Below are 14,665 nucleotides of genomic sequence, written 5' to 3' on the forward strand. Positions count from 1 at the left end.
CGTAATTTGACGGGCATTCTAACAATACCCACGGGTTTGTCACCCTGAAATACGAAGGCACAAAAAAGCGGTGAAGATCACCGCTTTTATTCTGTATCAACTTTTTAGCAACGCTATGCTGAAGTTCGGTACTACTTAACTTCTTTACCCGCTGCTTGTTGGTCTGCATGGTAGCTAGAGCGCACCATAGGGCCACATGCTGCATGCGTGAAGCCGATTTCTTTTGCGTAGTCACCAAGGGCGTCAAATTCCTTAGGGTGTACGTAGCGCTTAACCGGGTAGTGGTGACGGCTTGGCTGAAGGTATTGACCCAGCGTAAGCATGTCCACATTGTGAGCGCGCAGGTCATCAAGTACGCCTTGAATTTCTTCGTTCTCTTCGCCCATACCCATCATCAGACCAGATTTGGTCATCACGTCAGGGTGTTGCGCTTTAAACTTCTTAAGCAAATCCAACGACCATTGGTAATTCGCGCCAGGGCGACATTCACGGTATAAACGCGGGATCGTCTCTAAGTTGTGGTTGAACACATCAGGCACGCCGTTTTTGAAAATCTCAAGCGCGCGATCCATACGTCCACGGAAATCGGGTACGAGTACTTCTATTGTCGTTGTTGGGCTGTGTTCACGAATGGCGTTAATACAGTCTACGAAATGCTGAGCGCCACCGTCGCGAAGGTCATCGCGGTCAACAGAAGTAATAACCACATAGCGCAAATTCATTTCTGCAATGGTTTTAGCCAGCTTCTCAGGCTCTTCTGCACTAGGAGGAAGCGGTTTACCGTGGGCAACGTCACAGAAAGGACAACGACGGGTACAAATATCACCAAGAATCATAAAGGTGGCTGTACCGTGGTTGAAACACTCGGCAAGGTTAGGACAACTCGCTTCTTCACACACAGAGTGAAGGTTGTTTTTGCGAAGTGTCTGTTTGATGTGATCAATTTTCTCGGTAGTACGAGGAAGCTTGATTTTAATCCACTCCGGCTTGCGCAGCATTTCTTCCTTTTCAGTAGGAATAATAGTGACGGGAATGTGTTTTACTTTTTCATCATCACGGAGTTTTACCCCCGCTTGAGGTCGTGCATTACTCATCAAAACCTTCTTTGTATGTTGGCTGTGCAATGGAAAGCGCTTCTAGCAACAAATGCGTTAATTCATTACCAGCGGTTTCAAGCGTAGTCGGACCATTGAGGCGCGCGGTATCGATCATTTCCATACCGGCATACCCGCAAGGATTAATACGCTGAAACGGTGATAGGTCCATGTTAACATTTAAAGCTAAGCCATGAAACGAGCAGCCATTACGTATTCTTAAACCTAATGAACAAACTTTCTTCTCATCGACGTATACGCCAGGCGCATCGGGCTTTGGATACGCGGTTACACCGTATTTTCCAAGTAGTCCGACCACCGCTTCTTCCATAGCAGTGACTAAATGGCGAACACCTAGCTTTCTGCGCTTAATGTTTAGCATTAGATAAATAACTTGTTGGCCAGGACCGTGATAGGTTACTTGGCCGCCTCGGTCAACCTGAACAACAGGAATATCACCAGGCATAAGTATGTGTTCAGCTTTGCCTGCTTGTCCTTGCGTAAAGACAGCATCGTGTTCAACAAGCCAAATTTCATCTTGGGTGTTTTGGTCGCGCTCATCGGTAAAGCGCTTCATTGCCTCGAAGATAGGCTCATACGGCTGACGCCCTAACTGACGCACTATAACGCCGGTCGCGTCAGACGTTATCGACTGCTCATTCACTTAAAGTACAACCCTAACCAGCTCTAATTTGGCAAGTTCAGTGTAAATGGTTTCCATGTGCTCTTTACTGGTTACACGCACACTGATAGAAACCGAGTGGTAAGTACCTTTACTACTTGGTTTTACGTTAGGCGAGTAATCGCCTGGCGCATGTTGCTGAAGGCAGCTCACTACCTGTTGAGGTAGGTCTTCATGAGCAACGCCCATGACTTTAAACGTTTGGTTTGTTGGAAAATCTAGTAATTCGTCGAAACGGGTATCCATGCGATATCCTTGGTACTTAAAATATCATATAAAAAAACGGCCAGATTGTAACAAATCTGGCCGCTTCACAACTAGCTTTTTAACGTATTCAGTAAAGGTGTTTACTCGTCGTCAAATCCTAGCTGAAGCATAATGTAGTCTTTCATGCGATTAAAGAAGCTGCCTTCTTTTACTTCTTGAAGAGTAACTAGGGGATAGCTAGCCACATCTTCACCGTCTAGCTGTAGATAAAGTTTTCCAACAACCTGACCTTTTGCAAGTGGTGCTTCAAGCTTGTCATCAAGTTCGAAGTTAGCTTCTAAATTAGCCGCCTGACCGCGTGGAATAGTAATGGGGGTAGATTGATTAATTCCAAGGTCTACTGTCTCTCTATCACCCATATAGATGCGGTGAGCAACGAAACTATGACCAGCTTGGTATGGCGTAAGTGTCTCGTAAAAACGGAAGCCATATTTAAGTAGCTTTTTGTTTTCAACTTTACGTGCACGTTCGCTATCAGTACCCATAACTACAGAGATGAGACGCATGCCGCCTTGCTCTGCAGAGGTGATTAGGCTGTAGCCCGCATCTGACGTGTGGCCAGTTTTAATGCCATCAACGTTTAAGCTTTTGTCCCATAATAGGCTATTGCGGTTGTATTGCTTAATGCCGTTGTAGGTGAATTCCTTCTCGCTATATATCTTGTACATTTCTGGTGTTTCTGCGATAAGCGCGCGAGACAGAATCGCCATGTCACGAGGGGTAGTGTAGTGATCAGGGTCGTGAAGACCGTGAGCGTTTACCCAGTGTGAGCTAGTCATGCCCAGTGATGCTGAATGAGCATTCATCATGCTGGCAAAAGCAGATTCTGAACCTGCTACGTGTTCTGCCATAGCAACACAGGCGTCGTTACCTGACTGCACAACAATGCCACGCAGTAAGTCACGTACTGAAACTTGTGTACCTACTTCAATAAACATTTTTGACGAGTCAGGGAATTTCTTCGCCCATGCGTTTTCCGAGATAGTCACTTCGTCGTCTAAGCTGATGTTACCGGCCTGTAATTCTTTGCCAATAACATAAATAGTCATTATTTTCGTTAAGCTCGCAGGAGCAAGCTGCATGTCCGCATTTTTAGATGTAATCACATGACCCGTTTCAAAGTCGGTTAGAAGAAAACCTTCTGCGGCAACTGAAGGAGCAGGCGGAGTGACTACGGCAGCATTTGCTGTGTGTAGTAAAGTGCCTATCACCAAAAAGGCAAATGAAAGTAATGACGGTTTAGCGCGTTGAATTATTCTGAGCATGGTTCTAATTTCTTTGACCGTTTTATCCGTGTGAGTTAAAGCTTACCCTATTGTTGCGATGACCGCGAAACGATGACCGCAAAACATGGCTACCCAATTTTAGCTTTTGTCCAGTTCGTAACCGAATTCTGTTGTTTCACCCCGTTCTTCAACAGAGGCGGCGAGAGATCTTAACGAAAGGCTGCTTATAAGACTAGGTTTTATCAAAAAAGTTTACGTGATTGTAGGTATTAGGCGAAGAAACCGTGATATTGCCTGCTGAATGACACAATGCTGCCACAATGTCGTTGTTTTTATGAGCGTGCAACAACCCAACTAACTACATGGTCTGTGTAATCGCGTAAGCGTTGGGATAGCCATTTTGCTTTAATTGTTCTAGAACCTCCGCGACGACAGCTTCATCGTGGATAGGGCCAAGCTGTAGTTTATAAATGTTATCTGCTACTGGCAGGTGAGCGGGAATTTGATATAACGCCGATAGCACGTTAGATATAGATTTTGCCTTCTCGGCGTTTGAAAGCGCAGCAACTTGAATATAAACCGCATCACTTACCGCGTTTCTACTTTTCTCACTGCTGCTTGAGTTGGTATCCGCGGTGTTCGAAGAGGGGGCTAATGGCGGGGTGGGTGAAGTTGCTGCCAAGGCCGGTGCGGGTACTACCGCAATACCCAAGTATTCATCGTAAGTAACAGTTGGACTGTTTCCCACCGTCACATTGTTTTGTTCGTCAAAGTGGATAACTTCAAGTTTGACTCGCGCTGTGCCTTTGCTGTGGTAGCCTAGTTTTACTGCGGCTGCATACGACAAATCGATAATTCTATCATCGTGAAAAGGGCCTCGGTCGTTAACGCGGACGATCGCTTGTTTGTTATTTTCCAAGTTAGTAACACGCACGTAAGAGGGCAGTGGCAATGTTTTGTGAGCCGCGCTCATGGCAAACATATTGTAAGTTTCGCCATTTGAGGTTAAGTGACCGTGAAACTTCTGGCCATACCAACTGGCATAGCCGACCTCTTCATAGCCTTTACCACTATCCATTGGCGTGTAGTGCTTGCCCAATACCTTGTAAGGCCTGCTGTTAAACATGCGGTAGGCTTCGTATTTTGGTACAGCATCAAGTGTTTCTGGTTTCTTGGCAACGTGCTTAGGCGCCGAGTCTTGCTTTTGGGTATAGCGACCAGATTGTGTAAGTGCACTTTGGCATCCCACTAATGCCAAAACTATTAAAACAGCTGAGCTATAGCGAAAGAATTGTCCGTTTGCCAGATTCTGGCTAACAAGACCCGCACTAACTAACCCCGCTTTTACAAAATCAAGTACCGAAAAAAGGCGCTGCAACATACAAGTTATCTAGACATTAAACGTTTCTGAGTGGCAATGGCCATAAGAATGCCAAAACCTGCCATTAAAGTCACCATAGATGTTCCTCCAAAGCTCACTAGAGGAAGGGGAACACCCACCACGGGAAGTAATCCGGATACCATGCCCATGTTTACAAATACATAAACAAAAAAGGTAAGCGTAATACTGCCGCCAAGTAGTTTTGCATAGGCGTCTTGCGCTCGACTAGAAATTATAAGGCCGCGCATAATTATAAAAATGTATATTGCCATTAAACACATAACGCCGGTAAGGCCAAACTCTTCGCTAAAAACTGAAAAGATAAAGTCGGTGTGGCGTTCGGGTAAAAATTCAAGCTGTGACTGGGTACCTTGCAGCCAGCCTTTGCCGTCTACGCCACCAGAACCAATGGCTATTTTAGATTGGATTATGTGGTAGCCAGACCCTAGCGGGTCGCTTTCTGGATTTAAAAAGGTAAGAACCCGCTGTTTTTGATAATCCTTCATTAAAAAGAACCACATAACAGGTGCAAACGCGCCAACTAACCCGCCTACAACAGAAATAAGCCGCCAGCTCATACCTGCCAGGAATATGGCAAAAATACCTGAACTGGCGATGAGTAACGAGGTCCCTAGATCGGGCTGCTTTGCAATGAGAATGGTGGGCACGACCACCAAACCAAACCCAACGATAATGTGGGTGGTGCGTGGGGGCATAGTGAATTTACTGATATACCATGCAACCATCATAGGCACGGCAAGCTTCATCAGTTCAGAGGGCTGAAAACGGATAAAGCCCAGATCTAGCCAGCGCTGTGCGCCTTTGCCCATATCACCAAATAATAATACGGCAATTAGCATTAGCAGGCCTGCACCATAGGCATAGGTTGAGAAAAACCTAAACACGCCCAAAGGTGCTTGGGCTAACCCAAACATAACGATAAAGCTAAATCCCAGCCTGATAAACTGGCGCTCCATTTGCTCCATATCCTGACCTGACGCCGAGTACAGAGTAAATAGCCCAACACAACTTAACACGAGTAGCCCGACTAACAGCCAGCCATCGATATGAATGCGCTGAAGAAAACTTATTTTATTAGGGTTTATGGTAGTTCTCTTCACTAGTTCGTCCCTAATTCATTGTCAGAGCTTGCCGAGTCAGCTTCGGCAGTTTCAAAAACACGGTCTCTGAAATAGAAATCCATGATTTGACGGGCGACGGGTGCTGCGTTCTTACTACCACCGCCTACGTTTTCAAGGACCACGGTTACCGATATCTCTGGATCATTGAACGGTGCAAAGCCAACATACATGGCATTGTCTCGAAGACGCTCATCAATTTTAGTAGCGTCATATTTTTCATTCTGACCTACGGTAAATAACTGTGCTGTTCCTGTCTTACCCGCAGAGTCGTAAGGAGTATCTGCAAATGCATGACGTGCGCCGCCTTCTTCGCCACTCACAACATCGCGCATGGCGTTTAACACCACATCCAAATTGTTACGGTTCTTAATTTCTATAGGCCGCAGCGACTTAAGTGGGATAAGGTCGACAGAACTATCGGTGTTCATATAACCGCGAATGATTTGTGGAATATAGCGTTCCCCAGCATTGATCAGCGTGTTAACCGATGTATTTAACTGTACCGGCGTGGTGGTCCAATAGCTCTGTCCTATACCAACGGGGATGGTGTCACCAATATACCAAGGTTGATTAAAGCGAGCGCGTTTCCAGCCGCGGCTCGGCATATTAGCATCGGATTCTTCATACAGGTCAATGCCTGTGAAATCACCGAACCCGAATTCGTACATAGATTCACTGATTTTATCGATACCCAGTTTATACGCTAGCTCGTAATAATAAGTATCGCACGACACTTCTATTGCTTTAGCCACATCTACTTTACCGTGGCCCCATCGACGCCAATCGCGCCACACGTGCGACACATTTGGCAGTTGATAGCGTCCAGTGTCATTAACCGTATAGTCTTTAGTGATTACTCCTTCTTCTAGCCCCACAAAACCTAAGTGGGGTTTAATGGTTGAAGCGGGAGGGTATTGCCCCTGTGTTGCTCGGTTAATTAACGGGCGGTCTGGCGAATTCAGTAGCGCAGAGTAATTCTTGCTGCTGATGCCGTGCACAAATAAATTGGGGTCGTAGCTAGGGTTGGAGTAGAGGGCGAGTACGCCACCGGTTTTTACATCGGTGACCACAACAGCGCCGCGCATGCCTTCTATTATTCGCTGAGCCTCTAACTGAAGCTCTAAATCTAAGTTAAGTACGATGTCTTTGCCTGGTGTTGGTGGTTCAACACTAAGTACACGAATAATGCGGCCTTGGTTATTCACCTCTACCTGCTGGTAACCCACCTTTCCATGGAGTAGCTCTTCATGGTATTTCTCAATGCCTAGCTTGCCAATATCGTGGGTGGCAGCGTAATTATCTTCTTGGCCTGCTTCGACTAGCTTTTGTAGGTCTCGCTTGTTAATGCGTGCAACATAACCCAGGGCATGGGTTAGGGTTTCTTTATACGGATAATGACGTGCCAAACGCGCTTCAATTTGAACACCTGGAAACTTGTGTTTGCTGGCAGAAAATAGCGCGACTTCTTCTTCGCTTAACTGAGTGCGAAGCGCAACGGGTTTAAATCGTCGGGTACCTTTAAGCGCTGACTGGAAGCGCTCAAGTTCGTCATTGGTTATACCCATTAGTTCTGTTAAATCTGCCAGGGTTTGGTCGATGTCATCCACTTGCTCTGGAATAACTTCCAAACTGAAAACCGGGCGGTTTTCGGCTAAAAGCACGCCGTTGCGGTCATAGATAAGACCACGGTTTGGCGCTATCGGCAGAACTTTAATGCGATTACCGTTAGAACGGGTTTGATAATCTTCAAACTGGGTAACCTGCAAAGAATAAAGGTTATTAAGTACAATGCCCAACATGGCAACAACAATAATAAAAGCAATGGTCGCACGGCGTGCAAACAAGTTCGCTTCTGCAGAATGATCGCGAATAGCTTGTCGTTTTCTTGGCATTGATTTCCTTTGCATTAGTCTGGCGACGCCTTATTCACGGTGATATGGGTGGTTTTGCGTCACCGACCATGCGCGGTATAAGCTTTCTGTAAGAATGATCCTAACAAGTGGATGGGGTAGAGTTAAGGCTGATAAGGACCACTTTTGTTCCGACGCAGCAATACATTCTGGTGCTAGCCCTTCTGGACCACCAATAAGCAGACTTACGTCCCGTCCGTCCATTTTCCAATTGTCGAGCTGTTTTGCTAAAGTGGGTGTGTCCCAGGGTTTGCCCGTTACTTCTAACGTAACAATGCGGTTTCCTTTTGGAATAGCGGCCAGCATTTGCTCGCCTTCCTTTTCTAAGATGCGCTTAATATCGGCGTTTTTGCCTCGTTTGCCGGCAGGTATTTCAGTGAATGACACAGGCATGTCGCTAGGAAATCGACGAATAAATTCATCCACACCGGTATTTACCCAGTTTGGCATCTTTGTTCCAACCGCGACGATTTGTATACGCACTTCTTTTACCCTTACCGCAGGAATTAGTATTTCACTTATACAATAAAGGCCATACACATTTGAGTATGGCCTTTATTGACCGTGTTACTGCATGTTTATAGCAAGCGTTTACGCCACTACGACCACAGTTTCTCTAGCTGGTAGAAATCACGGGTTTCATCTTGCATTACGTGCAAAATAACATCGCCAAAATCGACAAGTACCCATTCTCCGGTCTCCTTGCCTTCCACGCTTCCCGGTGCGTGGCCCGCTTTCTTCGCTTCTACCATGACATTTTCTGCAATAGATGAAACGTGGCGCTTTGAGTTACCTGAACAAATGATCATGGTATCTGTAATACTTGATTTGCCGCGAACGTCTAGTTCAATAACATCACGGCCTTTCATATCGTCAATTTTGTCTTTAACAAACTGTTTGAGCTGTTGACTCTCCAAGAGTTTTCCTCACTTACTTAACTTTTATATAACTGATGTTCGTTTATGTAATCTAAAACGCTTTCTTCTAACCATAAATTAGATAGGTCAGCATTTGAACTGTTTGGCGTACCCGATTTCTCGGACGTGGCAGCACTTGCTAGTACGTCACGAATTTCAGTAGATGAAACACTAAAAAGCGGTGTGTTGGTTAACACTACATGGCCTGCAGGCTTTGCGTGAATAACATTTTTATCGTTAGCCACATGACAATCTAACCAAGCTTGTATTGCGGGAGGCGGCGAAAATTTTTCGTCGTCTCTGCGCATAACCACTAAGTGACAATAATCGAGCAGGTGTTCCCACTCGTACCATTTGTCCAGATTATACAGTGAATCTGCGCCAATGAAAAAACAGATTGTGTCATCGCTTTTCTCTTTAAGTGCACGCAGGGTTTTAACTGTATAAGAGGGTGACGGAAGCGTCAGTTCAATTAACTCTGGAATAAGTCTGTCATTGTTTTGGGCGCAAAGTTCAATCATTTTTACCCGGTGGCTTTCTGATACACCTACTGACTTATGCGGAGCTAATTTACAAGGCATGAGATGAACGTGCGTTACTCCAATTTCATCTGCCGCTTTTAGTGCCGCACCAATATGGCCTTTATGCGGCGGATTAAACGTACCACCAAGAATGGCTTTCACCGTTGGGTTTGCTCGAGAAGCACCGGAAATACTCACTTAAAATTGCCCATTATGCTTGTAACAGTGGAATTTCGCGAAGGTCCATACCCATAAACATCATGCACAGGTGACATATTTCAACGTAAGGGCGAGCAATCACATTTTGTTTGAATGCATGATCTGACTGTGTCAGCGCTTTTTGGATGTCTTCTAACTGGGCGACGCTCAAACGATTCAAGGCATTTTGATAAAAACCTTGTCTATTGCGCCAAATACCGAACTTTTGCCACTGAATGGGGGCACCGCTTTGCTGGGCTAGTTTTAGTTTCCATAACTGCTCCCACTCTCGAATCAGCGCCCAAATAATGATGTTAGGCTCCAGACCTTCACTCTCTAATCGGTATAGCATTTTTATGCAGCGGGTACTGTCGCCGCTAAGCATAACATCAACCAATTGGAAAACGTTGAAGCGTGACTGGTCGACCATCGCCTTTTCAATTTGTTCGTCTGAAATAGACTGGTGTGGATAGAGTAGGGCGAGCTTATCAATTTCTTGCTTAGCAGCAAGCATGTTGCCTTCGCAGAAATCAGCAATCATCTTAGCACCAGACGCTGAGACGGAAAGTTGGTGGGCATTCAACTGTTGGTTTAGCCATGCATTGAGCTGCTTGCCTTCTAGCGGGTAGCACAATACCGACGCGCCCAAATCATCAAGCACTTTGAACCATTTGCCGCGCTGCACGTCCTTGCCAATTTTGGGGCCGTGAACCAGCAACAAAATATCGGGGTTTAATGCCGCCGCGACTTCTTGCAGCATTTTACTGCCTTCGGTGCCCGGTTTTCCCGTAGGTAGCTCTAATTCAATAAACTGTTGGCTTGAGAAAAGCGACATGCTTTGCGTGGCTTCAATCAACTGATTCCAGTTAAAGCCTGTTTCAGCAACAAGTACTGTACGCTCTTCAAAGCCATTGGCTTTTGCTTTAGCGCGTATTTGCTCAATGACATCAAATTTCTGCTGGGGTTCATCTCCAAACACCAGATAGCACGGGCGAAGTGCCTTGGTGATATCTTGGCTAAATTGGTTTGGATAAATCTGCATGAAAAATTCTGATGTTTACTGACTAACGGAAGTTGATGCATTTGGTGCAGCGGCCGCCTGACTGGAAAGGCGTCTGATCATAATATCAGCCGCTTCATCACGCATTTCACTTAACATCAACTCTAGTTCACGAGACTTTGCCAGCACTTGGTCAGGGTCGTCTTGATAGTCACGTACTACTTCAAATTGCACCATTACCGCTTCCTTACCAGGAAACTGCACCCGGTAACGCACAACGTAGATAAGCTCATATTCAGCAACTTGCCCCGAAGGGTAAACAGACAGCAGTTGACGTTCTAATTTTTCTGGAAGCAAATAGATGTTTACGTTTTGGTTAGAGCGCGATGTTTTATCTACGCTAACACTGGATAAACCGTAAACGTTTAAGCGTTTATCAAGCGCACGCGCCAAGGGCGCGTGTGCTCGGGCACTTTCAATAGCAACGGTGTTTATGTCGTCAGGTAGGCTAGGGCTACTTCGCAAATGAAAACCACAGCCAGTAACCAATACGGTTACCAACACAGCGACTGCGAATTGTAAGTGCTTTTTCATCAGTATCTGACCTAGTTAGCTACAATGTTTACAAGCTTGCCAGGCACAACAATCACTTTTCGAATGGTTTTACCTTCGATGAATTGCTGAACGTTAGGCTGTTCTTTCGCAGATGCTTCAATGCTCTCTTTGCTAGCATCAGCAGCAATTGTCATCTTAGCGCGCACCTTACCGTTAACCTGAACAATGATAAGCTTTTCGTCTTCAACCAATGCGGCTTTATCAGCCTGTGGCCATGGTGCTAAATCGATATCTTCGCTGTGACCCAACACTTTCCATAGCTCGTGAGCGATGTGCGGCGTAATAGGGTTTAGAAGCAACAAGATAGATTCACAAGCTTCGCGCATAATCGCGATGTCCTGCGCGTCTTCTTGTGGCGCTTTTTGAAGGTGGTTTAACAATTCCATCACTGCTGCAACCGCAGTGTTAAAGGTTTGACGACGGCCTAAGTCATCAGACACCTTCTCAATGGTCTTATGTACTTCACGGCGAAGTGCCTGTTGGTCTTTCGACAGTGCCTTAACATCAATCGCTTCTGGCGTGCCTTTTTCAACGTGTTCGGTCACTAATTTCCAGATACGACGTAAGAAACGGTTTGCACCTTCAACACCAGAGTCTACCCACTCAAGGGTTTGCTCCGGTGGCGCAGCAAACATGGTAAATAAACGCACCGTATCGGCACCGTATTGGTCAATAACTTCCTGCGGGTCGATACCGTTATTCTTCGACTTAGACATTTTCGTCATACCGCCGTGAATAACTTCTTCACCATCAGCGGTTAGCCATGCTTTAACAATACGGCCTTTATCGTCCTTTTCAGTGCTTACTTCGGTAGGCGAGAACCAGGTTTTCTTACCCGACGCGTCTTCACGATAGTAAGAGTCGGCTAATACCATGCCTTGACACAACAAACGCTTGAACGGCTCATCAGAGTTTACCAAGCCTTCATCGCGCAGTAATTTGTGGAAGAAACGCGAGTAAAGTAAGTGCAAGATAGCGTGCTCAATACCACCAATGTACTGATCTACTGGTAACCAGTAGTTAGCTGATGTTGGATCAAGCATGGCGTCGTTGTTAGTAGCACAGGCATAGCGCGCGTAGTACCACGATGACTCCATAAAGGTGTCGAAGGTATCCGTTTCACGTAACGCGGCTTCGCCATTGTATGTGGTTTTTGCCCACTCAGGGTCAGCTTTAATTGGCGAGGTAACGCCATTCATTTCTACGTCTTCAGGCAAAACAACCGGTAGTTGGTCAGCAGGAACCGGAACAGATTCACCGTTTTCCAAATTTAGCATTGGAATAGGTGCGCCCCAGTAGCGCTGACGGCTTACGCCCCAGTCACGAAGACGGTAATTTACTTTGCGCTTTCCACAGCCTTTGCTTTCAAGTTCATCAGCAATTCCATTGAATGCGGCATCGAACTCAAGACCGTCGAACTTACCTGAATTGATCAAGCTGCCTTTTTCAGTAAATGCAGAGGCGGTAAGGTCGCACTTATCTTCATCACCTGCATTTGGCGCAATGACTTGTTGAATAGGTAGGTTGTATTTAGTCGCAAATTCCCAATCGCGCTGGTCGTGGCCAGGAACAGCCATTACCGCGCCTGAACCGTAGTCCATCAACACGAAGTTAGCGACCCAAATTGGAAGCTTTTCACCGGTTAGTGGGTGAACAACCTCAAAACCCGTGGCGAAACCTTTTTTCTCCATGGTTGCTAATTCAGCTTCAGCAACTTTGGTGTTTTTACATTCGTCGATAAAGGCCGCTAAATCTGGGTTCGATTTTGCTGCGAATTCGGCAAGAGGGTGCTGCGCAGCCACTGCAACGTAAGTAACGCCGTAGAAGGTATCTGGACGCGTGGTATATACCGTCAAATCGACAATGTCGTTAACCGCTGACGCTAAATCGAAGGTAATTTCAACACCTTCAGAGCGGCCAATCCAGTTTGCCTGCATTGCGCGTACTTGGTCTGGCCATTCTTCAAGCTGTTCTAAGTCTTGTAAAAGTTCTTCGGCGTAGTCAGTAATTTTAATAAACCACTGAGGGATCTCTTTTTGCTCAACCAGCGCACCAGAGCGCCATCCGCGACCGTCGATTACCTGCTCGTTAGCCAAAACAGTTTGGTCTACAGGGTCCCAGTTCACAGTAGAGTTTTTCTTGTAAACAAGACCTTTTTCGTAAAGGCGTGTGAAGAACCACTGTTCCCAGCGATAGTAATCTGATTTACATGTAGTTACTTCGCGATCCCAGTCGTAACCGAAACCCAACGAGCGAAGTTGGGTTTTCATGTAATCAATATTTGAGTATGTCCATTTCGCAGGTGCAGTGTTGTTGTTAATTGCTGCGTTTTCAGCCGGAAGACCAAAAGCATCCCAACCCATAGGCTGCAATACATTTTTACCCTGCATGCGCTGGAAACGGCTGATCACGTCACCAATGGTGTAGTTGCGCACGTGGCCCATGTGAAGTCGGCCACTAGGGTATGGGAACATAGACAGGCAGTAGAACTTTTCTTTTTCTACGTCGTCATTTGCTTTAAACGATTGGTTTTCTTCCCAGTATTGCTGAACGCGTTGTTCAATGTCTTTCGGATTGTACTGATTATCGGCCATGAAACTTAGGCTTCCGCATTAAAAGTTAAAACGTTTATGGGGCGGCATAAGGCGAGTTTGTAGCAACGCCAACTAACCGCGCGTGGGGTTCACCCACTTAACATACATATAGCCCAATAGAATAACCCAGCGCTAAGCCATGCCTCAATAGCTTAACACCGAACTTGGCAATATTTATTGTTGCTTGCTTGAAAAGTGAGCATTAATGACACGGTTTTCGTCGATTGAACACCAGAACACGCCCCATTTGCTCATCTTACTTTCTCTTGGCGCCATCTTATCTTGTCGATAAACAGGCCCCGGTGTCGCATCTAATTATTGTCACTAAACGCGGTTAGCGCATTTAGTTGTTGCGCCTGCACTTTGTCTACTACTCGAACTAAATTGGCGGCGTCTTCGTTAGATGCTTTTTGACCATTAAAGTGAATATTGCCTGAGGCGTGGTAGGTAAGGGTGACTTTAGTTTTCGGTATGCGACCGTCTTGTGTGTTTGCATCCGATGAAGTGCTCGATGCTATTGTGCTGAATTCCCATGTCAGTGCACCTGACATACCCATCTCTTGAAGCGGGCCTAAGCCACCTGTCATCACCACTTTTTTGTTCGGTTCAACATAGCTTACCTGCATATGGGCTGCACTCGCCGTGTCTGTCGTTTCACAGAAACAGCCACCAGCCTGCTCATCTATGCGCAAAGCACCTTTCCACCATGTGTGGTCTTTCGGCCACCACATATCCACATGTTGAATAAAATGAGAGTACACGACTTCAACTGGCGCATAGCTTTCACTCTCATTGGTGATAGAAAACCCTGAGTTATCTGCATAGTTTACGTTAGCGATACTCATTGAAGAAAATGCCGTACCCAGAAAGGTAGCAAGGAAAGAGGAAGTGAGCAGAAGGGGTGAGCGAGTTTTCAATTTTTTTGTCATTGTTATTACCCTGTTTTTGTTCATTGGTTATTGCGCGCGAAACCTAGTCTCGTCGCCAAAACGAATTTCGGTTTTTGTGTTTTCTAAGGTAATTGAAAGCAGCTTGCGTTGCTACCTACTTTAAAGTCTTACTGTTACAGGATTCTTCAGAGCTTTGTCTTGACCACATTGTCCTTACGGCTCTGACCT

General features: G+C 45.9%; 14 protein-coding genes. All 14 read right to left on the reverse strand.

The genetic code is table 11. The features are described 5' to 3' along the window. Window positions 1-131 precede the first annotated feature (131 nt). Window positions 132-1,094 carry a lipoyl synthase gene (gene lipA, locus ACX5KA_RS08475; protein WP_014998236.1) on the reverse strand — a complete coding sequence of 321 codons (963 nt, stop codon included), beginning with the start codon at window positions 1,092-1,094 and terminating at the stop codon, window positions 132-134. Beyond that, window positions 1,087-1,758 (reverse strand): lipoyl(octanoyl) transferase LipB, encoded by a 672-nt coding sequence (lipB, locus tag ACX5KA_RS08480; RefSeq protein ID WP_039220610.1) that lies wholly within the window; start codon window positions 1,756-1,758, stop codon window positions 1,087-1,089. The genes lipA and lipB overlap by 8 nt, the downstream gene beginning before the upstream one ends. Further along, the gene (gene ybeD, locus ACX5KA_RS08485; RefSeq protein WP_014949347.1) at window positions 1,759-2,022 is read right to left on the reverse strand and encodes a DUF493 family protein YbeD; all 264 of its coding nucleotides are present in this window, start codon (window positions 2,020-2,022) and stop codon (window positions 1,759-1,761) included. Window positions 2,023-2,123: 101 nt separating this feature from the next. Then, window positions 2,124-3,308, reverse strand: coding sequence for a serine hydrolase (locus tag ACX5KA_RS08490; RefSeq protein WP_458730876.1), 1,185 nt, complete (start codon window positions 3,306-3,308; stop codon window positions 2,124-2,126). Between the two features lie 319 nt (window positions 3,309-3,627). Continuing rightward, on the reverse strand, window positions 3,628-4,650 hold the full coding sequence (locus ACX5KA_RS08495) for a septal ring lytic transglycosylase RlpA family protein (RefSeq protein ID WP_458730877.1): 1,023 nt from the start codon (window positions 4,648-4,650) through the stop codon (window positions 3,628-3,630). A 5-nt stretch (window positions 4,651-4,655) separates the two neighbouring features. Continuing rightward, a complete protein-coding gene (rodA, locus tag ACX5KA_RS08500; protein ID WP_239245809.1) occupies window positions 4,656-5,771 on the reverse strand; it encodes a rod shape-determining protein RodA in 1,116 nt (371 codons plus the stop codon). Then, complete coding sequence (gene mrdA, locus ACX5KA_RS08505) at window positions 5,771-7,684, reverse strand: penicillin-binding protein 2 (protein WP_458730878.1); 1,914 nt, start codon at window positions 7,682-7,684, stop codon at window positions 5,771-5,773. Before mrdA ends, rodA begins: the two co-directional genes overlap by 1 nt. 30 nt (window positions 7,685-7,714) lie before the next feature. Continuing rightward, window positions 7,715-8,185 (reverse strand): 23S rRNA (pseudouridine(1915)-N(3))-methyltransferase RlmH, encoded by a 471-nt coding sequence (gene rlmH, locus ACX5KA_RS08510; protein ID WP_039220720.1) that lies wholly within the window; start codon window positions 8,183-8,185, stop codon window positions 7,715-7,717. A gap of 116 nt (window positions 8,186-8,301) precedes the next feature. Continuing rightward, the gene (gene rsfS / locus ACX5KA_RS08515; RefSeq protein WP_014949353.1) at window positions 8,302-8,619 is read right to left on the reverse strand and encodes a ribosome silencing factor; all 318 of its coding nucleotides are present in this window, start codon (window positions 8,617-8,619) and stop codon (window positions 8,302-8,304) included. Between the two features lie 17 nt (window positions 8,620-8,636). Then, a complete protein-coding gene (gene nadD, locus ACX5KA_RS08520) occupies window positions 8,637-9,338 on the reverse strand; it encodes a nicotinate (nicotinamide) nucleotide adenylyltransferase (protein WP_458730879.1) in 702 nt (233 codons plus the stop codon). A gap of 13 nt (window positions 9,339-9,351) precedes the next feature. Continuing rightward, window positions 9,352-10,380, reverse strand: a complete 1,029-nt coding sequence (gene holA, locus ACX5KA_RS08525; protein ID WP_458730880.1) for a DNA polymerase III subunit delta — start codon at window positions 10,378-10,380, stop codon at window positions 9,352-9,354. A 15-nt stretch (window positions 10,381-10,395) separates the two neighbouring features. Next, the gene (locus ACX5KA_RS08530) at window positions 10,396-10,932 is read right to left on the reverse strand and encodes an LPS-assembly lipoprotein LptE (protein ID WP_239245815.1); all 537 of its coding nucleotides are present in this window, start codon (window positions 10,930-10,932) and stop codon (window positions 10,396-10,398) included. 11 nt (window positions 10,933-10,943) lie between these two features. Next, the gene (gene leuS / locus ACX5KA_RS08535; protein ID WP_458730881.1) at window positions 10,944-13,547 is read right to left on the reverse strand and encodes a leucine--tRNA ligase; all 2,604 of its coding nucleotides are present in this window, start codon (window positions 13,545-13,547) and stop codon (window positions 10,944-10,946) included. 311 nt (window positions 13,548-13,858) lie between these two features. Beyond that, entirely contained in the window at window positions 13,859-14,476 is a 618-nt protein-coding gene (locus tag ACX5KA_RS08540; RefSeq protein WP_014976415.1) for an SRPBCC family protein, read from the reverse strand. Window positions 14,477-14,665: the final 189 nt, after the last annotated feature.

This window comes from Alteromonas alvinellae (assembly GCF_902705805.1).